The 23,286-nt window shown below is 57.2% G+C and carries 18 protein-coding genes; 7 read left to right on the top strand and 11 right to left on the bottom strand.

What is annotated here, in order from left to right; translation table 11 throughout:
* Nucleotides 1-21: 21 nt before the first annotated feature.
* Nucleotides 22-1,305 carry an aspartate aminotransferase type Ic gene (locus tag AC0L6S_RS12435; RefSeq protein ID WP_473424299.1) on the bottom strand — a complete coding sequence of 428 codons (1,284 nt, stop codon included), beginning with the start codon at nucleotides 1,303-1,305 and terminating at the stop codon, nucleotides 22-24.
* 199 nt (nucleotides 1,306-1,504) lie between these two features.
* On the opposite strand from AC0L6S_RS12435, the gene lon reads away from it, so the two are divergent.
* Nucleotides 1,505-3,928, top strand: a complete 2,424-nt coding sequence (gene lon, locus AC0L6S_RS12430; protein WP_473424298.1) for an endopeptidase La — start codon at nucleotides 1,505-1,507, stop codon at nucleotides 3,926-3,928.
* A gap of 471 nt (nucleotides 3,929-4,399) precedes the next feature.
* On the opposite strand, the gene cmoB is transcribed toward lon, so the two are convergent.
* Nucleotides 4,400-5,392, bottom strand: coding sequence for a tRNA 5-methoxyuridine(34)/uridine 5-oxyacetic acid(34) synthase CmoB (gene cmoB / locus AC0L6S_RS12425; RefSeq protein ID WP_473424297.1), 993 nt, complete (start codon nucleotides 5,390-5,392; stop codon nucleotides 4,400-4,402).
* Nucleotides 5,392-6,123: a carboxy-S-adenosyl-L-methionine synthase CmoA gene (gene cmoA / locus AC0L6S_RS12420; RefSeq protein WP_473424296.1), complete on the bottom strand. Its 732-nt coding sequence runs from the start codon at nucleotides 6,121-6,123 to the stop codon at nucleotides 5,392-5,394. The genes cmoB and cmoA overlap by 1 nt, the downstream gene beginning before the upstream one ends.
* Nucleotides 6,124-6,280: 157 nt before the next feature.
* Between cmoA and AC0L6S_RS12415 the strand changes: the two genes are divergently transcribed.
* Nucleotides 6,281-7,111 carry a hypothetical protein gene (locus tag AC0L6S_RS12415; protein WP_473424295.1) on the top strand — a complete coding sequence of 277 codons (831 nt, stop codon included), beginning with the start codon at nucleotides 6,281-6,283 and terminating at the stop codon, nucleotides 7,109-7,111.
* Between the two features lie 107 nt (nucleotides 7,112-7,218).
* Here the strand turns inward: AC0L6S_RS12415 and AC0L6S_RS12410 are convergent, their stop codons facing one another.
* A complete protein-coding gene (locus tag AC0L6S_RS12410) occupies nucleotides 7,219-7,419 on the bottom strand; it encodes a hypothetical protein (protein ID WP_473424294.1) in 201 nt (66 codons plus the stop codon).
* Between the two features lie 150 nt (nucleotides 7,420-7,569).
* On the opposite strand from AC0L6S_RS12410, the gene pepD reads away from it, so the two are divergent.
* Both pepD and AC0L6S_RS12400 read left to right on the top strand, forming a co-directional pair.
* On the top strand, nucleotides 7,570-9,012 hold the full coding sequence (gene pepD, locus AC0L6S_RS12405; RefSeq protein ID WP_473424293.1) for a beta-Ala-His dipeptidase: 1,443 nt from the start codon (nucleotides 7,570-7,572) through the stop codon (nucleotides 9,010-9,012).
* A 16-nt stretch (nucleotides 9,013-9,028) separates the two neighbouring features.
* Complete coding sequence (locus tag AC0L6S_RS12400; RefSeq protein ID WP_473424292.1) at nucleotides 9,029-10,216, top strand: amino acid aminotransferase; 1,188 nt, start codon at nucleotides 9,029-9,031, stop codon at nucleotides 10,214-10,216.
* A 12-nt stretch (nucleotides 10,217-10,228) separates the two neighbouring features.
* Here the strand turns inward: AC0L6S_RS12400 and AC0L6S_RS12395 are convergent, their stop codons facing one another.
* Together AC0L6S_RS12395 and AC0L6S_RS12390 are read right to left on the bottom strand one after the other, a co-directional pair.
* Nucleotides 10,229-10,966, bottom strand: coding sequence for a phosphoribosyltransferase (locus AC0L6S_RS12395; RefSeq protein WP_473424291.1), 738 nt, complete (start codon nucleotides 10,964-10,966; stop codon nucleotides 10,229-10,231).
* A gap of 319 nt (nucleotides 10,967-11,285) precedes the next feature.
* Nucleotides 11,286-13,178 carry an ATP-binding cassette domain-containing protein gene (locus AC0L6S_RS12390; protein WP_473424290.1) on the bottom strand — a complete coding sequence of 631 codons (1,893 nt, stop codon included), beginning with the start codon at nucleotides 13,176-13,178 and terminating at the stop codon, nucleotides 11,286-11,288.
* Between the two features lie 140 nt (nucleotides 13,179-13,318).
* On the opposite strand from AC0L6S_RS12390, the gene AC0L6S_RS12385 reads away from it, so the two are divergent.
* Both AC0L6S_RS12385 and AC0L6S_RS12380 read left to right on the top strand, forming a co-directional pair.
* Nucleotides 13,319-16,657 (top strand): mechanosensitive ion channel domain-containing protein, encoded by a 3,339-nt coding sequence (locus AC0L6S_RS12385; protein WP_473424289.1) that lies wholly within the window; start codon nucleotides 13,319-13,321, stop codon nucleotides 16,655-16,657.
* A gap of 64 nt (nucleotides 16,658-16,721) precedes the next feature.
* A complete protein-coding gene (locus tag AC0L6S_RS12380) occupies nucleotides 16,722-17,759 on the top strand; it encodes a COX15/CtaA family protein (RefSeq protein ID WP_473424288.1) in 1,038 nt (345 codons plus the stop codon).
* A 54-nt stretch (nucleotides 17,760-17,813) separates the two neighbouring features.
* Here the strand turns inward: AC0L6S_RS12380 and AC0L6S_RS12375 are convergent, their stop codons facing one another.
* From AC0L6S_RS12375 to AC0L6S_RS12365, 3 genes are all read right to left on the bottom strand, one after another.
* Entirely contained in the window at nucleotides 17,814-18,035 is a 222-nt protein-coding gene (locus tag AC0L6S_RS12375) for a hypothetical protein (RefSeq protein WP_473424287.1), read from the bottom strand.
* Nucleotides 18,036-18,219: 184 nt separating this feature from the next.
* On the bottom strand, nucleotides 18,220-18,819 hold the full coding sequence (locus AC0L6S_RS12370) for a DNA-3-methyladenine glycosylase I (protein WP_473424286.1): 600 nt from the start codon (nucleotides 18,817-18,819) through the stop codon (nucleotides 18,220-18,222).
* A gap of 72 nt (nucleotides 18,820-18,891) precedes the next feature.
* Entirely contained in the window at nucleotides 18,892-19,131 is a 240-nt protein-coding gene (locus AC0L6S_RS12365; protein ID WP_473424285.1) for a CDGSH iron-sulfur domain-containing protein, read from the bottom strand.
* 447 nt (nucleotides 19,132-19,578) lie between these two features.
* Between AC0L6S_RS12365 and AC0L6S_RS12360 the strand changes: the two genes are divergently transcribed.
* A complete protein-coding gene (locus AC0L6S_RS12360) occupies nucleotides 19,579-19,896 on the top strand; it encodes a PEP-CTERM sorting domain-containing protein (RefSeq protein ID WP_473424284.1) in 318 nt (105 codons plus the stop codon).
* 84 nt (nucleotides 19,897-19,980) lie between these two features.
* Here the strand turns inward: AC0L6S_RS12360 and AC0L6S_RS12355 are convergent, their stop codons facing one another.
* Entirely contained in the window at nucleotides 19,981-21,936 is a 1,956-nt protein-coding gene (locus AC0L6S_RS12355) for an outer membrane protein assembly factor BamB family protein (RefSeq protein ID WP_473424283.1), read from the bottom strand.
* Between the two features lie 23 nt (nucleotides 21,937-21,959).
* A complete protein-coding gene (locus AC0L6S_RS12350) occupies nucleotides 21,960-23,207 on the bottom strand; it encodes a cytochrome P450 (protein WP_473424282.1) in 1,248 nt (415 codons plus the stop codon).
* Nucleotides 23,208-23,286: the final 79 nt, after the last annotated feature.

Here is a 23,286-nt window from a genome sequence, read left to right as displayed (position 1 = left end):
GCCATCCACGCGTCTCCGATATTATTTCTTGCTCTGTAATCGATCCTCGATCGAAGCAAGTTTTACACAGACCACAAACGCTGCAACAGCGGCACTGAGATCATCGAGTGACGGGTAGGTTGGTGATAGTCGGATATTACTGTCCTCGGGATCTTTGCCGTAGGGGAAGGTCGCCCCAGCCGGTGTCAGTTTTACACCGATGGCATCGGCCAGTTGCACCACTTTGCGAGCCAGCCCTGGCAGGGTGTTGAACGAGACAAAGTAACCGCCGCGCGGTGATGTCCACTCGCCCATTCCCGTGTCCGCCAATTCCCGCGAGAGTGTTTCCAGTACACACTCAAAGCGTGGTCGGATAATGTCTGCGTGGTTTGACATGTGCTTGGCCAGCGTATCCATATCGGCCAGAAAGCGCACATGGCGCAGCTGGTTTACCTTGTCGGGGCCGATGGTTTGAAACGACAGATGTTGCTTCAGCGCGGCCACGTTCTTCTCACTGCTGGCCAGAAAGGCAACCCCGGCCCCGGCGAACGTGACCTTGGACGTGGAGCCAAACTGAAACACAGTATCCATGGTGCCGTGTTTTTGGCAGTAGTCACGGATGCAGGCCAGTTGTGGTGCATCGTCATACAGGGTGTGAACGGCGTAGGCGTTATCCCACATCACCAGAAAGTTGTCGCTGGCTTGCAGCCCCAGGCGTGCAATGCGCTCTACAGTTTCATCGCTGTAGACACAGCCGGTGGGGTTGGAAAAACGTGGTACGCACCACATGCCCTTGATGGCATCATCCTCGGCTACCAGCGCTTCAATGCGATCCATGTCTGGCCCGGTTTCCAGCATGGGCACGGTGATCATTTCAATCCCCAGATGCTCACAGACGGAGAAATGGCGGTCATAGCCGGGTGCCGGGCACAGGAACTTCACGGATTCGTTGTTGCCCCATGCGGAGGTCGGGCCGGTCAGGCCCTCGGTCAATGCAAATTCGATAACGCCGTACATCATCGTCAGGCTGGAACTCCCGCCGACGAGCGTTTCCTCGGGTGTGACGCCCAGCACCTGTGCGAACAATTCCCTGGCCTCGTGCAGGCCCTCAAGGCCGCCATAGTTGCGTACATCGGTACCGTTGGCAGACAGGAAGTCGCCGTTGAGAATACCGTCCAGGGTATCGGAAAGGCGAGTTTGCTCGGTGCAGGGTTTGCCGCGGGTAAGGTCCAGAGAGAGGTTGCGCTCTCCCAAGGCATTGTACTGCTTCTGCAGCGAATCCAGTTCTGTCGCGAGCTCGGCGGCTGACAGTTGATCGATGTGCACGGTGTTGTCCTCGTGAAACTGCGTCCGATACGCAGTGGAAAATTGAGGGGTGCAAGTATAGCGGTAACTGCCACGCGGCAGCACGCCCGGATGGCGTGAAGCTTGAAAATTACCGTTCAGCCTATATAAAGAAGGGATGCACAGGGGATAGGCCGCCACTCCCCTGCAACTTCAAAGATGGCACAGGAACTGAATCAACATGAGCGATACACAAGACCCAGCAGATATTCAGGTGGAACCCCCGCAAGAAACTCAGAGTACGCCAGCGGTGGCCGACGACGTGTTGCCCGATACTCTGCATTTGATTCCCATCCCGCATCGTCCCTTTTTTCCGGGGCAGATTCAGCCGATCGCGATTGATCCCCGGGAGTGGGAGAGTACGTTGCAGGCAGTGCAGCGTGAGGGGCGTGGCTTAATTGGCCTGTCCTATGTGGATATGGCGGATGTCACCAAGACGGGACCGCGTCAGTTTCCCGAGATCGGTTGTGCTGTGCGGCTGCATAGCCCTCCCAATAACGGGGGCCAGGCTGGACAGTTTCTGGCCCAGGGTATCAGGCGTTTTCGCATCGTACGCTGGCTCAGTGAAAAACCGCCCTATCTGGTGCAGGTGGAATACCCGCGCAGCCAGGGTGATCGCGACAACGACGAAATCAAGGCCTATGCGATGGCCCTGATCAAACAGATTCGGGAACTACTGCCGCTCAACCCTCTATACAGCGAAGAGCTGAAGCAATACCTGGCGAATTTCAGTCCCAGGCAACCCAGCCAGCTGGCCGACTTTTCGGCGGCGTTGACCACTGCAACCGGTGAACAGTTGCAGGAGATACTGGATACCCTGCCGCTGCGTTCGCGTATGGAGAAAGTTCTGAATCTGCTGCGCAAAGAGCTCGAGGTCGCTGAACTGCAGGGCCAGATCACCAGTCAGGTAAATGAAAAAGTCTCTGAGCAACAGCGCGAGTTTTTCCTGCGCGAACAACTGAAAATTATCCAGAAAGAGCTGGGTATCTCCAAGGATGATCGCACCTCTGATGTCGAGATGTTTGAGGACAGGATTGGGGGTATGGAAATACCCGAGGCGGCGTCCAAGCGGATTGAGGAGGAAATGCACAAGTTGTCCGTGCTGGAAACCGGCTCAGCGGAGTACGGCGTTACACGCAACTATCTCGACTGGGCGACCAGTGTGCCCTGGGGGGTGTTGTCGAAAGATAACCTGGATCTGAAGCACGGTCGCGCAATACTGGACGAGCATCACGAGGGCCTGGAGGATGTGAAAGATCGCATACTGGAATTCCTCGCCGTCGGCGCCTTCAAGGGCGAGATCGCCGGTTCAATTCTGTTGCTGGTCGGCCCGCCCGGCGTGGGTAAGACCAGCATCGGCCGTTCGGTGGCCGATGCGCTGGGTCGAAAGTTCTACCGCTTCAGTCTGGGTGGCATGCGCGATGAGGCCGAAATCAAGGGCCACAGGCGAACTTATGTGGGTGCAATGCCGGGCAAGATTATCCAGGCGCTGAAGGAGGTAGAGGTTTCCAACCCGGTCATCATGCTTGATGAGATCGACAAGATCGGCGCGTCCTTCCAGGGTGATCCCGCCTCGGCATTGCTGGAGGTGCTGGACCCGGAGCAGAACAGCGAATTCCTGGACCACTACCTCGATCTACGGGTCGACCTGTCCAACGTACTGTTCGTCTGCACGGCCAACCAGCTGGACACTATTCCGGGACCGCTGCTCGACCGCATGGAGACCCTGCGCTTGTCTGGCTACGTGGCGGAAGAGAAACTGTTTATCGCTAAAAATCACCTTTGGCCGAAGCAGCTAGAGCGCCACGGTTTAAAGAGCGAGCAACTGAAGATCAACGATGCGGGACTGAAGTATGTGATCGACTCCTACTGCCGCGAGGCGGGTGTTCGGACGCTGGAGAAGCAGATCGCCCGTATCATGCGCAAATCCATCGTGCGCCTGCTGGATGGCGACGAGAAGAAGTTGCGTGTCGGTAAGAAAGACATCGAGATACTACTGGGCAAGCCGCCGTTCCAGCGCGAGAGGCCGCTGCGTGGCGTGGGCGTTGTCACCGGGCTCGCCTGGACAGCGATGGGTGGTGCGACATTGCCCATCGAGTCTTCCCAGGTGCACACACTGCATCGCGGCTTTAAACTTACCGGCCGTCTCGGTGATGTGATGAAAGAGTCGGCGGAGATTGCTTACAGCTATGTTGTCGCCCACCTCAAGGACTACAACTGTGACCAGGACTTTTTTGACATGAGCCTGGTGCATCTTCACGTGCCGGAAGGCGCAACACCCAAGGATGGGCCCAGTGCGGGGGTCACGATGGCGACATCGCTGGTGTCGCTGGCGCGCCGTGAGCGTATCAGGCGTCCACTGGCGATGACCGGTGAGTTGACGCTGACGGGGCAGGTGTTGCCCGTGGGTGGCATACGCGAGAAAGTGATTGCCGCGCGGCGCGGTAAAATCATGGAGCTGATCCTGCCGTTTGCCAATCGGCGAGACTTCGAGGAGCTCCCGGATTATCTGCGCGAGGGCATCAATGTGCATTTTGCGCGGAACTTCCGTGAGGTGTTTGAGTATGTCTTTGATGAGCATCGGGCGGATAAGTCGTTGCATTGATGTTGGTTGATTGGGTGACTGGTTGGCGGCCCGTTGGGCCGCTGCATTGCTTTGGGCGGTGAGGGCCTGTTGCTCCATTCCGGGCGCTTGCGGTGCGTTTGCCTTGGGTGATTCTTGATAGGCAGGTTGCGTTTTCCTGTTGGCTAAATGGGGTTGCCGCTCGATGGATTCGCGCTCTGAATTGAGTGATAGGGGGGAGCGGGGTTTGATTACGGCGGCTCTAAGTTGGTGTGGTTTCGCACCGACGCCCTCCAAGTCCGCAACAGGCCCTCGCCACCCAAATCAATGCGCTGCTCCGTAGTTGACTGCGTGCTGATTCTATCTTTTTCGATTCGGGATAATGGTAGGTGTCACAGTGCAATGTGAGGTCTGGGAGCGAAGCACCCTCAGGGCAAGCCTATGGCCGTGCCCTGAGGGTGCTTCGCTCCCAGGCCGGCGCATGGCGGTGAACCCTTACTTCCCGGGATTCATTTAGCAATCAGGCTCCCAATTCCCCGGTAGTCGCGCCGTTACAATCGCCCGCCGAGGCGCGGGATATCCCTCGATTGTCTTGCTGCTATCGTCAGGGTCAAGAAAATTTGCCAGCGAGTGAAACGTCATCCACTGCGTGGAGCGCTGCTCCTGAGTCGTGGTGACGCACACGTCTACTAACTCTTCGTCGACAAAACCCAACTTGCGCAGCCAGCTGAGCAACGTATCCGTGCTGGGCAGGAACCAGACATTCCCCATACGCGCATAGCGGCCCTTCGGTAGCAGTGTGTCGCCCAGTTCACCCTCGATTACCAGTGTTTCCAGCACCAACTGGCCACCGGGGCGCAGGCAGTCCTTCAGTTCCTGCAGGTGATCCAGCGGAGAGCGGCGGTGGTAGAGCACGCCCATGGAGAATACGGTGTCAAACGCCTGCAGTTTGCTGGGTACTTTCTCCATCGGCAATGGCAGCACCCAGACACTGTCCTGTTGCAGGTACTTTTGCAGTGCCCAGAACTGCACGACGAACAGCGGTGTGGGGTCGATACCGATCACTTCTGCCGCACCGTCGCCGCGCATGCGCCAGCAGTGGTAGCCGCTGCCGCAACCGACATCCAGCACGCGGCGGCCCTGCAGGGAATCGATAGACTGTTGCAGTCGCTCCCACTTCCAATCGGAGCGCCACTCGGTATCAATATGGACATCGAACAAGTCGAAAGGCCCCTTGCGCCACGGGTGCAGTTTGGCGAGGGTTGTGTGTAACTGTTCCAGCGTACTCGTGGGCAGTGGATTGCGTGTGCTGGCACCAACGCGCGAGCTGTTCAGGGCAATGCTATCGGTTTTAATGTCCGGTAGTTCCTGTAATGCCTGCTGCCAGCGTGCCAGATCGCCGTAGCGTTTGTGGCTCAGGCCGTCAGCGATCTGTTGCTCTAGCTGTTCTGCCCAGCGCTCCAGTGCACCGCCGCGCCAGCGCGTGATGAGAGCCTGGTAATCCATTACTTGAGTGCGATCAGGGATGCAAAGTTAAAGCACTGGAACCACACATCGCAGCTGCCGAAGCCGGCATTGGCGATACGCTGCTTGTGTTGTGTGAGCGTCTCCGGAATCAGTACGTTCTCCAGTGCGCTGCGTTTGCGCGCCACCTCCATATCGCTGTAACCGTTGGCGCGCTTGAACTGATGGTGCAGCTCGATATTCAACGCATCCAGATGTGGGTCTTCAAATGTGACTTTTTCGGACAGCACCATGATTCCGCCGGGCTGCAGTCCCTGATAGATCCGTTGGATGACCTCGTCGCGCAGTTCCCGGGGAATAAACTGCAGGGTGAAGTTCAACACCACCACCGAGGCATTTAGAATTGCCACATCTTGCAGGTCAGCGAGCGTGAGGGTAACGGGCGTGTCGTGGGTGTCGGTCTCGATGATGCTCTTGCAGCGTTCTAGCATGGCTGTGGAGTTATCAACGCTGATGATGCGGCAGTCGGGCGCCTGGATATTCTGGCGCATGGCCAAGGTCGAGGCTCCCAGAGAGCAGCCCAGATCGTATACCTTACTCCCTTGCGTGGCATATTTTCCAGCGAGTAATCCCGTCATGGACACAATGGTGGGGTAGCCCGGCACGGAGCGCTTGATCATGTCCGGGAAAACGCGGGCTACATTGTCATCAAAGGTGAACAGGCCGCGTTCGGAAAGCGGGTCAGCGTAGAGAGTGTCGCGTGGGTTTTTCACTTGAGTCTACTGGGCCGAAAATCGCGGCAAACCTTAAAACGGGTCACAGGGCGGCAATTCTAGCATGAAAAATTGAACCGCGATGCAGCGGGAAGTGCTGTATTACTGCGTTGCGAGCAGCCACAATGAGGCGGTGCCCGTTTCATCAGGAATTATTATGGCCAACCCGTATCAGATTGCTGCGCCGGATGTGCGCCCACCCCGGCTGCGACACAGTCTCATGGAGTTCAGCCGCGTCATGCTGGAGATGGGCAGTACCGTAATGCTTGGACCACTGCTGAGGACACTGCCGAAAGGCGATGGGCACACCATCATGACGATTCCCGGCTTTATGGGGGCAGACGGCTCCACTTCGCAGTTGCGAAAGTTTCTCAATAAGCGGGGCTATAACGCCGTTCCGTGGGGATTGGGTCGTAATGCCGCCCAGGTGCGTTCGCGCCATATTGATGATTTTCTCGCGCACCGTGCCGCTACTGAGGATGCGATTGCCGAGCGCGTGCAGAGAGAGTTCGCAGCCAGCGGGCGCAAGCTGACATTGATCGGCTGGAGCCTGGGTGGATTATATGCGGTTGCGCTGGCCCATCGATTTCCGCAGTGGATTCGGCAGGTGATCACACTCGGCACGCCCTATGGTGACCCGCGAGGCACGGCACTGTATAGCGTGATGGGAAGCCTTTATGACAACGAGGTTGACGAGGCCGCGCTGGCGCGGTGGGTTGATCATACTTATGCGGGTGGGACGCTGCGAGTGCCGGTACTGGCGTTGTATAGCGAGTCAGACGGGATTGTGGGTGCGGGTATAGCCAAATGTCAGGGCGACCCGCACTATGTCACCAACGTGGCAGTGATGGCCAGTCATGTCGGTTTTCCCTTCAATCCGCTGGTGTTTGCAGTTACCGCGAACTATCTGGTGGAGCCGCACCAGCGCTGGGCAGTGTGTCGCAGTGAGCATATCGGGCCACTCGTGCGGGTCATACCGGCGCGTTGACGGCAGAGTGCGTTGACGGCAGAGTGCGTTGGTGTTTCGCGGGTGCCCGGGCTCAGCAGGACACCGATCTGCCGCGGGCAGCGAGAGTTTGTCAGGCGAGAGGTGTCTCAGTTCGCGCTGCGAATCGGAGATTTTTCCTCTCGGTTGGATGTTTCCCGGTGGTCCACTTGCCGGTTGCGCTTGTGTGAACTGAATCCGGCGAGCTGTTCGGGGAAATAGTCATGGGACTTTGCAGTGTGGTGACGCAGATAGCGAATACTGCGCATGAAATCCACCAAACTCGTTTTACCTTCGTCCAATCGTTTCATGGTGTGCTCGGATACTCTTTTCGAAAACCCTCTTTAATTGTAGTTTGCTCTGCCAATTCTGCGATGTAAAAAGTACTGGCGAGAAGTGTGAATAATGTCCGCATTGCCTGCGCTGGGCTATAATTCTGCGCTTTTTCCCCGGAGCGCTGCATGAAACCTGCGAACTACCCCGCTGACCCCGCCCACCTGTGGGAGCATTTTTACCAGATAACGCAGATTCCGCGACCGTCCGGGCAGGAGGCGGCCGTGCGCCAGTATGTTATTGCCCAAGCGGAACGGGCTGGCGGCACAACACGCATGGATAATGAGGGCAATCTGGTGGTCACCGTCGCCGCCAGTCCGGGTATGGAAGCCAGTGAGACAGTGATTATCCAGAACCATCTGGATATGGTGACGGTAAAAACCACAGACAAAGTGCATGATTTTAGCCGTGACCCGCTGAGCCTGACGGTGGATGACGGCTACTTGCGGGCAGATCGCACCACGCTGGGTGCAGACAATGGCGTCGGTTGTGCCGCGGCACTGGCGTTGATGACCGACCCGCAAGTGCAGCACCCGCCGCTGGAATTGCTGTTTACTGTCGATGAGGAGACTGGCCTCGGCGGTGCGCTACGGCTTGATCCCGCGCTGTTAACCGGCACGCGCATGTTGAACCTCGACACGGAGGAGTGGCAGGAGCTCTATGTGGGTTGCGCCGGTGGAGGCGGCTGGGAGTTTCACCGCAGTTTTGCAACGCAAGCAGCGGATGCTGAGGCCCAGCAGTGGACGCTGGCAATCAAGGGGTTGGCCGGTGGTCACTCCGGAATTCAGATTCACCAGCAACTGGGCAATGCGATCAAGCTGCTGGGACAATGTCTGCAGGGACTTGAGGGCGTGCAGATCGCATCGCTGGATGTGGGCGTCGCACACAATGTGATTCCGAGGGAGGGGGTGATCGGGTTTTCCTGCCCGAAGTCGCTGTCAGAACAGTTGCAGGCGCGGGTCGAACAGGTCAGGCAGGCGGCGCTGGGTTATCTGCCGGAGGACGATGGACAGTTGGCGTTCGTGCTGCAAGCGGCGACACCGGAACCAGTGCTAAGTGCCGCTGAAAGCACCGAAATTCTCGATATGTTGGCCGCTTTTCCACACGGGGTGCAGGCCTATAGCCTGGCGCTGGGAGCCGAGCTGGTCGATCTGAGTATCAATCTGGCGATGGTGAAGCTGCAGCGTGGTGAGTTCATGCTGGAGTCCAGTTACCGTTTTTTCAACGCGGCGCAGAGCCTGCCTCTGCAGTATGCCGTCATGGCGCTGGCTCGTACCTACCGCCTGACGGTGAAGGATGTGGTGGGTTATCCGGGCTGGCAGCCAGATCTGGACAGCCCCCTGCTGGCACAGGCGAGTGCGTTGCACGAGCGTTTGTTCGGCACTGTTCCAGCGGTCAAGGCGATACATGCCGGCCTTGAGTGCGGTATATTGAAAGGCAAGAAAGCGGATCTGGATATTCTGTCCTTCGGTCCCACTATTCAGGGCGCGCATTCGCCGACGGAGCGCCTGCAAATCGATACGGTGAAACCATTCTGGCAGTTCCTTACCGCGCTGCTGGCACAGATGTAATACCTGGAGACTACCCATGCTGCAAGCTTTGCAACAACTGCCACCCGACCCGATACTCGGTTTGTCCGCGGCCTGTCGCGCTGACCCCAATCCGCACAAAGTTGACCTCACCATCGGCATTTACATGGACGAGCAGGGCCTGTGTCCGGTGTTTGAGGCGGTACAGCGGGCACAGCGCACGCTGATAGAGGAGGAGGCGACCAAGGCGTATCTGGCCGCTGCCGGTGATGAGTATTTCAACACCGGCCTGCAAAGGCTGGTATTGGGAGCGGACAGCGCCGCGTTGCTGGCAGGACGTGTGACCAGCATACAGACGCCGGGGGGCTGCGGCGCGCTGCGCATCGGGGCGGAGATCGTCCACGCCGCCGCGCCGAATGCCAAGGTGTGGGTATCAGACCCCACATGGCCGGTGCATATTCCGCTGCTGGGCAGCGTCGGTTTGGAGTTTCGTACTTACCGCTACTATGACCCGGCCTCCCATGGCGTGAACTTTGATGGGATGGTGGAGGATCTGAAAAATGCAGTGGCTGGCGATGTGGTGCTGCTTCACGGTTGCTGCCACAACCCCTGCGGTGCTGACCTGACGCTGGCGCAGTGGGCAGTGATTGCGGACCTGGCCGAGAAACAGGGGTTCACGCCCTTCATCGACTTCGCCTATCAGGGGCTGGGCGATGGCCTGGAAGAGGACGCCGCCGGTTTGCGCCTGTTGGTGTCGCGCCTGCCGGAAGTTATTGTGGCCGCTTCCTGCTCGAAGAATCTCGGGCTTTATCGCGAGCGCGTCGGTGCGGCAATCTTTGTCTGTAATGATGAGGCCAATGCCCGTGCCATCCTGAGTCAGGCGCAATCGGCTGCGCGCCGGGTCTATTCCATGCCCCCGGCGCACGGCGCGTTACTCGCCGGCAGGGTATTGTCGGACGAGCACCTCACCGACATCTGGCGCGCGGAGCTGACGGCAATGTGCCAGCGTATCAACGGTCTGCGCAGTGAGTTGCGGCAGGCGCTGGAGGCCCGGTGCGGGGGAGACTACGCGTTTATCGAGCGTGAGAAGGGAATGTTCTCGTTTCTGGGTTTGAGCGCCGCACAGGCGATACGGCTGCGCGAGGAGTACAGCGTGTATATGCTGGATTCCTCACGCATCAATGTCGCGGGCGTGAACGCCGGGAATATCGATTACATTGCGGAGTCGGTGGCGAAAGTCCTGTAGGCGCTGTCCGCTTCAGGGGGCAAACATCTGCTTGAGGTAGTAATCTGCCAACTGTGGTGGATAGCCGATGATATCGACCAGCCGCCGATAGCACTCGCGCTGGTCTGCGCCGCGCTCCCGCCATACCGGGACACGCTTGATCATGGTTTCCACCGTCTCCCGTGGCGTGATGATCCAGGTGTCCTGTGCGACCTCACCGAAGGAGAAGTTCACCGGACATTTTTCGATCGCGATCGGCTTCATATAGATTGCCAGTGTGAGCACCTGTCTTGCGCCTTTGCCAGCAATGTACTCTGTCAGGAACTGCAACGTGCCGCCGCGGTCACCCAGATCGTCGATCACCAACACTACTTCATTTTCAATGGGTATTGATATGTCCTGCTGCACCTGCGGGTTGTCGTAGCGTTCGTTCGGCCCCTTGTACAGCGAGATACCGATAGTGCCGAAGTCGATCCGCGACGTTCCCTCGGGCTGGCCCTTGCACAGATGATCGTGCAGCAGTATGCCGGGTAGCATGCCGCCCATGGTGGCCATCAGCGCTCGTGTGATAGCGCCGTCGCCCTCTATTTGCTCTCTCTGAAACTGGTGCACCTGTTGTGACAGCTCGAACACAGCCATCGATTCGACGGCATCGGGCACCAGTAAAAAAGTGAGCTCGTCATCGGGTACTGCGACGCCCGCTGGCGCTCGCCAAAAATCCAGATCAATTGCCTCTGGTGCACTGTGGATCTGTTGCTGGTAGGTGCTCATAGTTTTCCACTGCAGGTGTTTAGGGGCATTGTAACGATATCTGATTCAGACCGCACATGTGGGGGCAGTGGGAGTGGTCGTTGTCTGGTGATAGCAGTGGAATACTAGAGAAGGAGGGGTCGTCGTGCTGGAATTGTGTGGCAATAGTAGGGGCTGCCCCACTTCATAGGCACGCTGCCGCCCGAGCCTGCATGTGGAGAATTCACCGCTGTTAGTGGGTGTGCGCACTCTTTGGGCGTGTCCAAACTGCGCCCTCCACGCATTCTCCGGTATGCTGAGGTTCACTGATCCTACCGTGATCTTTCGTCTGAACGCCTGTTCAGGCGTCGCCATCTTCCAGTAGTGACCAGCGTTCAAACGTTTTTTCCATCTCCGCTTGTACTGTGGCCAACTCATCCAGTGTTCTCTGTACCGTAGCGTGATCCTGCTGGTAGAAACCGTCCTCGGCCATGGTGGCCTCCAGTGCCTGCTGGCGCTGCTCCAGTTTTTCGATGACGGCGGGGAGGCCGTCCAGTTCGCGCTGTAACTTATAGGACAGTTTGCCCTTCTTTGCCGCAGTGGGCGCTGCCGGTGCGTCGGCCTGATGCGTGGCAGCAGCTTGGGCGCCGTGCTGCGTGCGACCGGATGACAGCTGGCCGCCGCGTGCTTCCCAGTCACTGTAACCCCCCGCCTGCTCCGTCACCACGCCGTCACCTTCCAATACCAGCAGGCTGGTGACTACATTGTCCATGAAGTCGCGGTCATGGCTGACCAGCAGGACAGTGCCTTCAAAGGTCAGGAGAATTTCCTCCAGCAGCTCCAGCGTTTCGATATCCAGATCGTTGGTGGGTTCGTCCAGTACCAGCAGGTTGGCGGGCTTGCTGAACAATTTTGCCAGTATCGCGCGGTTCTGTTCGCCGCCGGACAGGGCCTTCACTGGTGTGCGCACACGTTCGGGGCTGAACAGGAAATCGCCCAGATAGGAAATCGCGTGCCGGCGTTTGCCATTGATCTCGATAAAATCCTGGCCGCCGCAGACGTTGTCTATGAGGTTTTTTGCGGGGTCGAGTTGATCGCGCAGCTGGTCGGAATAGGCCAATTCCAGTTTACTGCCAAAAATAATCTTGCCGGCATCCGGCTCCAGTTTACCCAGCAGCAGTTTGACCAGTGTGGATTTGCCGGCACCGTTGGGGCCGACAATGCCCACGCGGTCACCGCGCTGGATAATGGTGGAAACATTTTTCAGCACAGGGCGGCCATCGAAGCTTTTGTCGACATGCTGCAATTCAGCGACGATTTTGCCGGATTGACCGGATGTTTCGACCGCGAAATTGGCCGTGCCGGTGCGCTCGCGTCGACTCTGCCGTTCATTGCGCATGGCTTTTAGCGCCCGCACTCGCCCCTCATTACGGGTGCGTCGGGCTTTAATACCCTGACGGATCCACACTTCCTCCTGAGCCAATTTTTTGTCGAACAGTTCGTTAGCGCGCTCCTCGGCCTCAAGTTGCTGCTCCCTGTGGCGCAGAAAGCTGTGATAGTTGCCGCGAAGCTGGGTGAGGTAGCCCCTGTCCAGCTCAGCGATGCTGTTCGCCACATTCTGCAGAAAGCGCCGGTCGTGGGTGATCAGAATAATCGCGCCGGAGAAGTTGGCCAGCTGTTCTTCCAGCCAGCGTATCGCGGGAATATCGAGGTGGTTGGTCGGCTCGTCCAGCAGTAATAGGTCGGGTTGGCTCACCAGCGCCTGGGCGAGTGCCACCCGGCGGCGCCAGCCACCGGAGAGTTCTCCCATGGTGGCCTCGGCGGGAAGTTGCAGCTGGCTGATGGTGGTTTCGACACGCTGTTGCAGCTGCCAGCCGTCCGCGGCCTCGAGTTGCTGTTGCACGCGTGACAACAGCGTCATATCGGGTTCGTCGGCCTGTATCAGCCTGTGGTACTCGCTAAGCAGGCGTCCGGCATCGGCAAGTCCACCGGCGACAACGTCGTAGACAGAGAGTTGGTCGGCTTCTGGCAAGGTCTGCTGCAGTCGCGCGATGTGAATTCCCGGGCGCACCCAGCGCTCACCGGAATCGGGATTCAGTTCACCGGCGAGCACTTTCAGCAGTGTGGTTTTGCCCGTGCCATTTCTGCCCAGCAGGCCAAGTTTTTCTCCCCGGGTGATATTCAGGTTGACGTTATCCAGGATGACCTGGGTGCCGAACTGTAAGTGGGCGGAGTCGAGACGTAATAAAGGCATGGGCGGGCACGCTGTGTTTTGTGGACGCGCATTCTACGCCAGCACGGCACATGCTGGCCACATTTGGGCATCCGGTATAGAGTGTGGCCAAAGTGCTGGAGTGCGTCTGCACTTCGAAAGGGGTGGTGTCACTCAGGGGAATGAAGTTGAGATTACTGATCGTATTGGTGCTGTTTACTGCGACTTTTGCATGGGGGCAGCAGCCGGCCCCCGCAGTGACTACTGCAGAGTTGGAGACCGCGATCACCCGCGTTACCGACAACCTGCCCGAGGAGGATTCGCGACGGGCCGAGCTGCTCGAATCTTATGCCGATACCCGGGCGGCGCTTGAAAGTGTTGAAGCGTTCAATCAACAGCATGACACATTCGCACTGGCCCGTGCCAATGCTGAGCGGGACGCCGAGGCGATTCAGCAGGCGCTGGCGCGGGAGCAGATTGCCGCTGACGCGTCGAATGACCACCTCTATGAGTTGCCGCTGTCTGAGCTGGAACAGACAATGCTGGTCGAGAAGTCAGAGCTGGAGGCAAACAAGAGCCGGTTGACCAATATTCGTGCCGCGATCGATGCCATGTCCGTGCGACCGGTGGCGATTCGCATGCGCGTTGCCGAGTTGGCAAGCCTCGCAGCGCAATTGGACTCGCAGTTGCAGATGTTTGCTGACTCCGGCGCCAATGGCAGTGTCGAGGAGGCTGCTCTGTGGCTGGCCAGCGCCCAGCTTGCCAGTGTCAGCGCGGAAAAGGCGGCGCTGGAGGAGGAATTGCTCAGTCAGCCGATGCGGCTGGAGTTGCTGAAGGCTCAATTTGACCAGGCGAGCGCCGACATAGCCCGATTGGAGGCGCGGTCCCGCGTGATGACCCAGCAGGTCAGTGAGTTGCGCGAGGGAGAGGCGGCCATAGCGCAGGCCACAGCGGATCTGGTGCTGGCCGGCACTCAAGGTAAGCACGAGGTGGTAATACGTCTGGCGGATGATAACGCTGCGTTGACCAAAACGTTCAGTGAGCGTAACAGGGACATAGAGCAAACCGATGAGCGTGACAGTGAAGTCAGTCGCGCGGCGGAGCAATTGGAACTAGATCTTTCCTCCACCGAGCACAAGCTTGAACTGCTGGGAATGAGTACCGTGGTGGGTGAAATTCTGCGTGAGCGGCAGGCTCAGTTGCCGGTTCAGGGTGAACTCGCGAAGCAGATCAGCCAAAATGCCGATGACATTAGGGAATCAAGTCTGCGGCAGGTGGAGCTCGAAGACGAGCGTCGCCTGCTGCGCAATCCCTCTACGTATATCAGTAAGCAGCTTGAGGGGTTGGCGCCCTCGGTGGTGGCGCAAGTCGAAGATGATCTGCACGAGTTGGTGCGCAGCCGCCAGGAAGTGGTTCGCAAAGCGATTGATCTGGAGAATACCTACGCCCAGGTTCTGGGGGATCTTGATTTTTCGCTGCGCCGCTATGAGTTGGCTGTAAATGCGTATCGCGATTTTATTTCGGCGCGCCTGCTGTGGATTCCCTCGCGTGACAGGTTCGGCCTGTTTTTTGGTGCATCTGCGGAGCTTTCCAGGCAACTGGGTGAGGTGTTCTCCGCGCCGCGTTGGATAACGATACTGCAGAGCATCCCCGCGGGAATTGTGGCTCAGCCTGTGACGGGTGTGTTGCTGTTGGTGGTGCTATTGCTTGTCTATTATGGTTCGAGCCTCAAGCAGCAGCTTGTAGCGACAGGAAAGCATGTCGGCTATGTCCGTTCGGACAATTTTGCTAATACCCTGCAGGCCGTCGTTCTGTCTGCGCTGTTGTCGATAAAATGGCCGCTACTTATGCTGACAACTGCTTGGTTGTTTGAGATGCAGCACGATGAGTCTGAATTGGCTACAGCATTGTTTGTTTCCCTGCAGAGAACTGCGTTCTATTTCTGGGGCCTGGAACTGCTGCGCTATGCATTACTGCCCAAAGGGCTGATGGATGTGCATTTTCGCTGGACTGACAGTCGTGTTTCGTCTCTTCGGCGGCAGATTGTTACCCTGGAGTTTTCGCTGTTGCCGTCGGCCTTTCTGGTGGGCTTTTTTCTGAGCCTGTACCCCAGAAGTGTCGGGGGCTTGCTGGGCACTCTGGCGGTAGTGATGGTGCTGTGCTCCATTGCGTACTTTTTTTATCGTCTCCCGGAGTTTGTACATAGCAAGTTGGAGATGATTTTCAGTGATAAAACCAGTACGGGGCATCCGTTCTGGGCGAAAGTGCTGCGCAAGCTGTTGCTGTGGATTCCGATCGGGGCTGTCCTCGCCGTCTTTCTGGGTTATACATTTACCGCTATCGAAATCGCACTGCTGCTGGTTCGAACTTTCGTATTGCTCAGTGGCGTCATGATTTTGTATGAACTGGGCTTGCGATGGCTGGGGCTTACACGGCGCCGCATGGCCTATGACGTGCGACAGGAACTCGTCAAGAACAGTGGTGCGGATACCGAGGCCAGCGTCGAGGACGAACTATTGGAAAATGATCCTGAATTGCTGAACGATCAGGGTACGAAACTGCTGAATTTGCTCATATTGTTTGGCGGCTTACTGGGTGTCGCATGGATATGGGCTGAGGTGTTTCCTGCGCTCGCCATTCTGGATTCGTTTACTTTCTGGCACCAGACGACCATTGTCGATGGACGGGAGATTGCTGATCCTGTCACCCTCAGCGAAATTCTTCGCGCACTGCTGTTCGCCGGTATGGGGGGGTTGGCGATCAGTCGCGTCCCCGGGTTGTTCGAAATCTTCCTGCGGCAGAAGCTGCATGTCGCGGCGGCTTCGGCCTACGCACTAACTCGGGTATTTCAGTATGCGGCGACAATGTTGCTGGTGATCCTTGTCGTGGGTTCGCTGGGGGTCAGCTGGTCGTCTCTGCAATGGGCTGTCGCCGCGCTCAGCCTGGGTATTGGTTTTGGCTTGCAGGAAATCGTTGCCAATTTCATCAGTGGTTTGATAATTCTGTTTGAGCAACCTATTCGGTTGGGCGATACGGTAACAGTGGGCGACGTCTCGGGTACTGTTACCAGGATACAGATGCGAGCGACCACTATCCGCGATTACGATCGGCGGGAACTGTTGGTGCCGAACAAGGAGTTTATCACCAGCCGATTGTTGAACTGGTCGCTATCTGATTCAGTAACGCGCCGACTTATCCAGATTGGAGTGGCCTATGGGACCGATATGGACGACGCACTGGAAATCGTCGCGGATGTGGCGAAGAAGCACCCACTGGTACTTGCCGACCCCCAACCGCTGGTCACTTTTGATGAGTTTGGCGATAACAGTCTGTTGATCAGCTTACGCTATTACATTGGGGATCTGGACAAGCGCCTCACCACGGACAGCGAACTTAGATTACAGATAAACCGCCGTTTGAACGATGCTGGTATAGTTGTCGCTTTCCCGCAGAGAGACATTCATCTCGATACAACGCAGCCGCTGGAAATCAAAATGTTGGATCCCAACGGGCGCAGCTGAATTTTCGCGGTAGAATGCGCGACTGCGACAGACTAACGTTAACCCTTTCTCTGATCAGGCAGCTATGACAAACATCGAACAACTACGCTATGACCGACAAATTGCACAGTGGCTTGTTTTCTGTGCAGTGGTGATTTTCGCGATGATCCTGCTCGGCGGTGCCACACGCCTCACCAATTCAGGCTTGTCCATTGTGGAATGGAAACCGCTGGTTGGCGCGATACCGCCGCTGTCCGAGCAGGACTGGCAGGAAACGTTTGATAAGTATAAACAGTTTCCCGAGTACCAGAAGATCAATCACGGCATGAGTATGCACGAATTCAAAACCATATTTATGTACGAATACCTGCATCGCCTGCTGGGTCGACTTATCGGTGTGTTGTTCGCAGTACCTATGATTTATTTTGCGGTGCGCCGCCGCTTGCGCCCCGGGCTGGCGCCCGGACTGGTCGCGCTGTTTTTTCTCGGTGGGCTGCAGGGGCTATTGGGCTGGTATATGGTGAAGAGTGGGCTGGTAGACAACCCCCGCGTGAGCCAGTACCGACTGACAGCGCATCTGGGCGTCGCTGTAGCCATTTATGCATATATGCTCTGGCTGGCCTTTGAGCTTCTGTTCGCGCGCGATAGCAAGCCCATTGCCGAACCCAGGCCCCATGCGCGCTGGACGCTGGTGCTGGTAGCGCTTGTCTATCTGATGATACTGTCGGGAGGCATGGTGGCCGGGACCGATGCTGGATTTGCCTACCCCACCTGGCCGCTGATGGGAGATTCGTTTATACCCCGTGGTTTGTACGCGACTTCACCGGCCTGGCTGGCGATGTTCGAAGATATTACGACCATCCAGTTCAATCACCGGATGTTTGCCTATTTTCTATTCGTGGTGCTGAATGTGTCCGCGTTTCTTGTGTACCGTAGAGCGACGGCGGGGCGCGGCAGGTTGGCTGCGATACTGCTGGTTCTAACCCTGGTAATTCAGGTCATTCTGGGTATCAGTACGCTGTTACTGCATGTGCCGGTGGCACTGGGTGTGGCGCATCAGGGGGGGGCGGTATTGCTGTTGACGGCTACGCTGTTCCTGAGTCATGTGCAGTTGCGTCAGTAGGAACTAACCGTTGGGAGGCGCAGAGCGTTTGTGGCGCCTCCCGGCAGAATGGCATTACCAGAATTTGGGCAGGACATCTTCCGCGCGACGGCCAACACTCTCTCGACGATCCTTGCTGGTCAGGTTGAAGCGCACATCAATGCGGCGATCTTTTCCCTTCCGGCGTGTCTCCATGCGACGTTCTTCGCCGTCGTAGGCTTTCTTGTCAGGTGTTACCACGTTGAGAGTGAAGCGATTTGGCTCTGATTCAAATAATGGAACTCTTTCAGCAGACATTGCGGCCTCCTTCGGTATTGCATTTCATGACGGCGGTAGTGTGATAGAAATAAAAGTACGTTGCACTAGCGCATAGGGCAAAAACGGGGAATAAGCACGGTATCTGTGAGCGCCGTCACAAGTTGACGCTGTTGCCTGGTCATGGGGCCGGCGGGAGGTGGCGCTGCGAAGTGCGGAATTACCATTACTCCAGAGAGAGGGCACAAATGCGACTGATGTGACTGTACGGCAGCCCGGATTCATCGTGCCACTGGTTGAATGCGTCCTGGACACGTTGCAGTTTTCGTTTGCTGACAGGGTTCTTGCCTACGTCCACGCCGCTGCGCTTGAGGCAGCGGATAACGTCCGCGGTAATGACAAAGGTGTCTTTGCCCATGTTACGCAGCATGCGCTGCCCGGTCATTCCACCGAGCCTACTGCCCTGATCTTTCATTACCAAAAATAGCCCGACCAGGTCCTGTTCGGGCCAGCGAGCGATGAACTTGCCGAAACTGCCGTATTTTTTGGTGATATCCAGTACGAACAACGCATTGGCCTGAATACTCAAGACTTTCTGGCGATTGCGGATGATTCTCGGGTTGGCGGCGAAGCGATCGATCTGTTCAGGGCTGAGCATCACAATTTTTTCCGGCGGAAAGCCGAAAAAAACATCTTCAAAGTCGTCCCATTTGTGATCTACCACGCGCCAGACAAACCCGGCCTGGAAGACGCAACGGGTCATCTGCGCCAGCCAGCGGTCGTCCTTGCTCCGGGACAGGGCTGTTGAGCTGCGCACGTCGGGCATCAAGGACTTAAGCGCCGTCGCGCCGCCATGACGCTCGCAGGCCCGTTGATGGATCTGGGAGAAGTGCTCCAACTATGTGCCGCTGTGGCTACCGTCGCACAGAGGTTGCGTGCCTGTGGCTTTGCAGCCGCAGAAAAACACCTTGGCGTCCTCCGTCGCATCGTACCGCACCGGGGAGAAGCCGGTATCTTTGTGTGAACCATCGCAGAATGGCTGGCTTTCGCTCAGCCCACAGGCGCACCAGAAATACGCATTGCCGGGTTTTACGAGAACCCCGAAAGGGGTGTCGGCGGCGCGTTTGGGTTGTTTCATAACAAGTCTCCTCCAGACTGGCGGTTGGCGGTATCATCCGCGTTGCAGGGCAGGCCCGCAAGGCGAGATAGTATCAAACGTTAGGTGGCGGCCACCAATCTGTCGATGTCAGTTGTCACGCCAGAATCCCCACTTTCTCCAACTACCGGAGCACACTCGTCGGTGTGGTGTTGGTATCCCAAAGTGATAGCTAGCTTAATTTAGCAATGCAGCGGTAAAAGTCGTCGGCGCGTATGATCTAACTTATTGAATTTAAAAGAGATAGATGTTTCGTTTGCCCGGCACCCTGCCTCTGGCATATTATTTGTTTCAAGTTTGCGTAATGTTCCGCAGTTTTGAGAATAAAAGGTTGCGTATGATTGGTATATATGCATAGGAATCTTGTGTTCTCAGGGTGGACTTGCAAATGCTCTGGCTAAAATAATAAATCGTTTCGGAGTGGGGTTTATGGCAGTTATCTTGGGACGGGTGAAGGCATTGTCGTCGAATGCACTCCGTTTGTTCAGACCAATAGTGGGTGGTGTAGTCACCTGCACTTTTTTACTCAGCCTGAGCGCTGCAGCACGGGCGTTGCCCGCCGCTGACGACTCGCAGGGCAACGCAATCGCCTGGAAGGCTGCCAGCAAGGATGTGCAAGGAGCTGCTGGTACCGAGCAGGAGTGGCGGTTTGACTGGGCCCGTCTGGAGGTGCCACTGCCCGGCACTGTGGCCTTGTTCAGCCTCGGGCTGGTCTGCCTCGTAGTTGGCCGGCGTCGCCGCAGTTGATCAAAGTCCGCTCGGTGGTACCACCCTATTGCAGGCTGGCGAGTCAAATTTTGGTATCCCTGGGAAGCGCATGATGCGCCAGTGTCAGGGTTTGACCTTGTAAGCAAGCAGCATATTTCCTGGAAGCTGCCCGAACATGGAATAGCCTGATTGCACATACAGCCAGCCATCTGCCAATACCTGACCACTGACATCGATTGCGCCACCGTGACCGGTAATGCCGTTGCTGGCAGTGAACGGCAGTGCGGTCTGTGTTTCCCAGACGACCTCGCCAGTGTCAATGTCATAGGCGCGCAGCTTGCCGTCGAGGCCGGCGCTGAATGCAAGCTCTGGCGTGGTGGTCGCAGCGGCGGACAAACCGTAGTAAAACGAACACTTGTACAGTTCCGACAACTCCGGTTTTTTACCGGAGCGCATACTCTCCAGACCTATCAAGGGCCGGTTCTCCTCGGCGATATCGCAACCGCGCTCAACTGGCTGCTGCCAGAGTAGTTCGCCACTGGACACATCCAGCGCATACAGGCCGGGTTGCGGCGTATAGCCCGGCCGGTCCCGCTCGGGATCGGCAACCGGCACTACCAGGTGCTGCCCGGATACTGCCATGCCCCAGTGAATACCACCATTGGTGGTGCCGAGACTGACGCGATTGCGCCACAGTACTTCACCACCGGGAGACTGGGTGTCTGGGTTGAGTGCAAATACCTCGCCCGATTTCTGCCCGGCCAGCAGAATATCCGAGCCTTCGCGGTTGCGGGTGATGATGACAGATGCTCCGAAATCGAAATCGCCGCCGGCGTTTTCCGGGCAATTGGCGCCGCCGTTGAGGCAAGCCGCGTTCCAGACGTCGCCGGTGGTTGCCTGAAAGCGCCACACTGTCTCGCCACTGTCCATATCCAGCGCGATTATCGCATCTGACGTATCCGTGGCGGGGTGGGTGAGGTTTTCCCCCGTACCGATATAGATACGATTGCGCTTGGCATCAATGGCGGGGGTTGTCCACACTGATGCGCCGGAGGGGCCGAGAAGGTCCTGTCCGGCAGCGTTTTGCCCCTGCAGGGTAGCATTCGGTGTCGCATGCCACTGCCAGAGTTGTTCACCATCGCTGGCGTCCAGTGCGATAACGCCGCCGTGTGATGTGCAACAGACATGAGCGGGGCTACCCGCGGCTGCTACTTCGAAAGAAGAGATCGGCACGAACAGGCGGTTGTCGTGGTAGCTGATCGAGCCGGAGATCACCGACGTGTTAAACAACCGGGCTGAGTGCTGCCATACTACCTCTAGTGTTTGTGGGTGCATTGCGAACACGGTAGCGAGTGAGTCGGCAAAGATTAGTAGCTTGCTGCCATCTTCAAGTGTCGCGACAGTTATCGCGGAGCGGATACCACTGAACACTTTGGTATGATATTTGATACAGCCGCTGGTGCGGTCTATGGCATAGAGTTGTCCTGTTTTGTCACCGAAGTACATGGTGTCACCGATAATGGCCGGTTGTGAGCGCATGTCCGTGACGCGCGGGAAAGCCAGGCTCCAAGCCAGTTCCAGCGTGCCGACATTGCTGCGGTCGATGCCTGCTGCATCACGGCTCATGAAACGCCTGTTGTCAGTGCCCAGCCCCCAGTTTTCGACGTACTCTTTACCAGGACTGATGTCGGGCGTATCGCAGCGGTTCTGGTCTATCCAGTCACTGGCGTCCGGCGCGCTGCCGGCCAGATAGGTGGCTATCAGGAAACGCTCTTGCTGAAGTAATCCGGCGGCCATCGGTTGCATCTTGCCGAACTCCATGGCCACCAGAATACTCTCTTTGGAAAACCCCGACAGGGCCTCCCGTGTCGGCGCGTGCATTGCGGGGTTGTCGTGACAGGAGGCACAGTGTTTGTCGAACAGTTTCTCACCGAGGAACTCCAGTGGCAGTTTGTCTGCGTGACGTATGACAAACGCCTCCAGCGACTTGCCGGGAGAGTCCATCAGCAGCACGGCGGAGCCCGCTATTAGCGCGATAGCCAGTATCGCAAGCAGAAGTCGAGTGACAAATAATTTCATCGCAAAGTCTCCACCTGACAGTGTCAGCGGCAGTTTGTCTTCAGCAATAGCCGCTTGAACACTATCGCGTTATGATCGCATTCGTCACGTTCCGGCTCTTCGGCCAGTTCCACGTCGGGAAAACGCTTGAACAGTTCGGTCATGCTCAGGTAAAGCTGGCGTTTGGCGAGCGCAGCGCCGATACAGAAACGCGGCCCATAGCCGAATGTTGCGTCCGGCTCGAACACGCGCTCCACATCAAACTGCTCGGGGCGATCGAAGTAGTCCGGGTTGTGGTCTTTCAGATGCGGCATCATCAGCACCATGACACCCTTACGCAATTGTTCGCCCATAAACTCCATGTCTCGGGGTGCGTAGCGTGCGAAACCCATTTTAGAGGAAATGCCCCAGCGGCTGATCTCATTGAAGGCGTTTGAAAAGCTGTCAGGGGTGGCGAGGGCCTTGGCTATCTGGCAGCGGTCATTTTTCAACAGCGCATATACCGACCACTGCTGGGCGACCAGCGTGGTGTCGGCACCCGCGCCGATCAGCGCCAGAATCAGCGTAATAATATCGCCTTCTTCAAAGCCCTCATTCTCGGCTTCAATGCGCAGCAGCGTACTGAGAAAATCATCCTGCTGCGGCGCGCTGCGGCGTTCATCGATGATTGTCTTGAGGATGGTGATGGCGCGGTTGCTGTCCTGTCGCGCGCTCTCACGCTGTTCGTCAGAGATTGTCGGGTTCCAGGTCTCGGTGAACGTTAGAATTACCTGTTTGATTTCCGGCCAGTATTTTTCCGGAATGCCGACCATGCGGGTGATGGATATAAATGGTATGTGGAAGGCAATTTTCTCGCGGTAATCAAATACCTCCGGCGAGCCCAGTTCATCGAAAAGTTTCTTGATCTCCGGCTCGATGCGGGCCTGTATCTTGTCGACGACATTGCGCGAGAATGCCGGTGCTGTGACCCGTCGCACCAGCCTGTGGTGATCGTGATCTGCGAGCAGGCTGTGACCAATCAGGGCGCGCTCAAAGTTGCTCCATTCCTCTTCGGGTGGGCGCTTTGGTGCAAACTCCCAATCGTAAAAATCTGATGATAGGGGTTCTGTCTTCCAGCACGCCATGATGTCTTCCATCCGCGTCATGATCCACGCCTGCCAAGGCTCGTACCACACCAGGCGGCCGCGTCGGGCGAGTTCCAGGCACTGGGGAGCGGGGTTCTCCATGTACTCTTTAGAGTTGGGTTTGTAGACGCTTTCAACCGGGGGAAGATTTTCTGCTGCCGCTGTCATACTGCTCTCCTAAGCTCAGGTGTGCTGCCTGACTCGTCATTGGCGCGATGGGATGGTGGGCGTATGTTAGCAACTTTTT

Source organism: Halioglobus sp. D3-4, from assembly GCF_055809315.1.
This window is presented reverse-complemented; position numbering and strand designations above follow the sequence as displayed.

Excerpts from the sequence above, each read along its gene's own strand:
- AC0L6S_RS12380 (WP_473424288.1), top strand. The coding sequence starts at position 16,722 with ATGACAAACATCGAACAACTACGCTATGACCGACAAATTGCACAGTGG.
- AC0L6S_RS12360 (WP_473424284.1), top strand. The coding sequence starts at position 19,579 with ATGGCAGTTATCTTGGGACGGGTGAAGGCATTGTCGTCGAATGCACTC.
- AC0L6S_RS12370 (WP_473424286.1), bottom strand. The coding sequence starts at position 18,819 with ATGCCCGACGTGCGCAGCTCAACAGCCCTGTCCCGGAGCAAGGACGAC.
- AC0L6S_RS12390 (WP_473424290.1), bottom strand. The coding sequence starts at position 13,178 with ATGCCTTTATTACGTCTCGACTCCGCCCACTTACAGTTCGGCACCCAG.
- AC0L6S_RS12350 (WP_473424282.1), bottom strand. The coding sequence starts at position 23,207 with ATGACAGCGGCAGCAGAAAATCTTCCCCCGGTTGAAAGCGTCTACAAA.
- lon (WP_473424298.1), top strand. The coding sequence starts at position 1,505 with ATGAGCGATACACAAGACCCAGCAGATATTCAGGTGGAACCCCCGCAA.
- AC0L6S_RS12410 (WP_473424294.1), bottom strand. The coding sequence starts at position 7,419 with ATGAAACGATTGGACGAAGGTAAAACGAGTTTGGTGGATTTCATGCGC.
- AC0L6S_RS12395 (WP_473424291.1), bottom strand. The coding sequence starts at position 10,966 with ATGAGCACCTACCAGCAACAGATCCACAGTGCACCAGAGGCAATTGAT.
- AC0L6S_RS12415 (WP_473424295.1), top strand. The coding sequence starts at position 6,281 with ATGGCCAACCCGTATCAGATTGCTGCGCCGGATGTGCGCCCACCCCGG.
- AC0L6S_RS12355 (WP_473424283.1), bottom strand. The coding sequence starts at position 21,936 with ATGAAATTATTTGTCACTCGACTTCTGCTTGCGATACTGGCTATCGCG.
- AC0L6S_RS12365 (WP_473424285.1), bottom strand. The coding sequence starts at position 19,131 with ATGAAACAACCCAAACGCGCCGCCGACACCCCTTTCGGGGTTCTCGTA.
- cmoB (WP_473424297.1), bottom strand. The coding sequence starts at position 5,392 with ATGGATTACCAGGCTCTCATCACGCGCTGGCGCGGCGGTGCACTGGAG.
- AC0L6S_RS12375 (WP_473424287.1), bottom strand. The coding sequence starts at position 18,035 with ATGTCTGCTGAAAGAGTTCCATTATTTGAATCAGAGCCAAATCGCTTC.
- AC0L6S_RS12400 (WP_473424292.1), top strand. The coding sequence starts at position 9,029 with ATGCTGCAAGCTTTGCAACAACTGCCACCCGACCCGATACTCGGTTTG.
- pepD (WP_473424293.1), top strand. The coding sequence starts at position 7,570 with ATGAAACCTGCGAACTACCCCGCTGACCCCGCCCACCTGTGGGAGCAT.
- AC0L6S_RS12385 (WP_473424289.1), top strand. The coding sequence starts at position 13,319 with ATGAAGTTGAGATTACTGATCGTATTGGTGCTGTTTACTGCGACTTTT.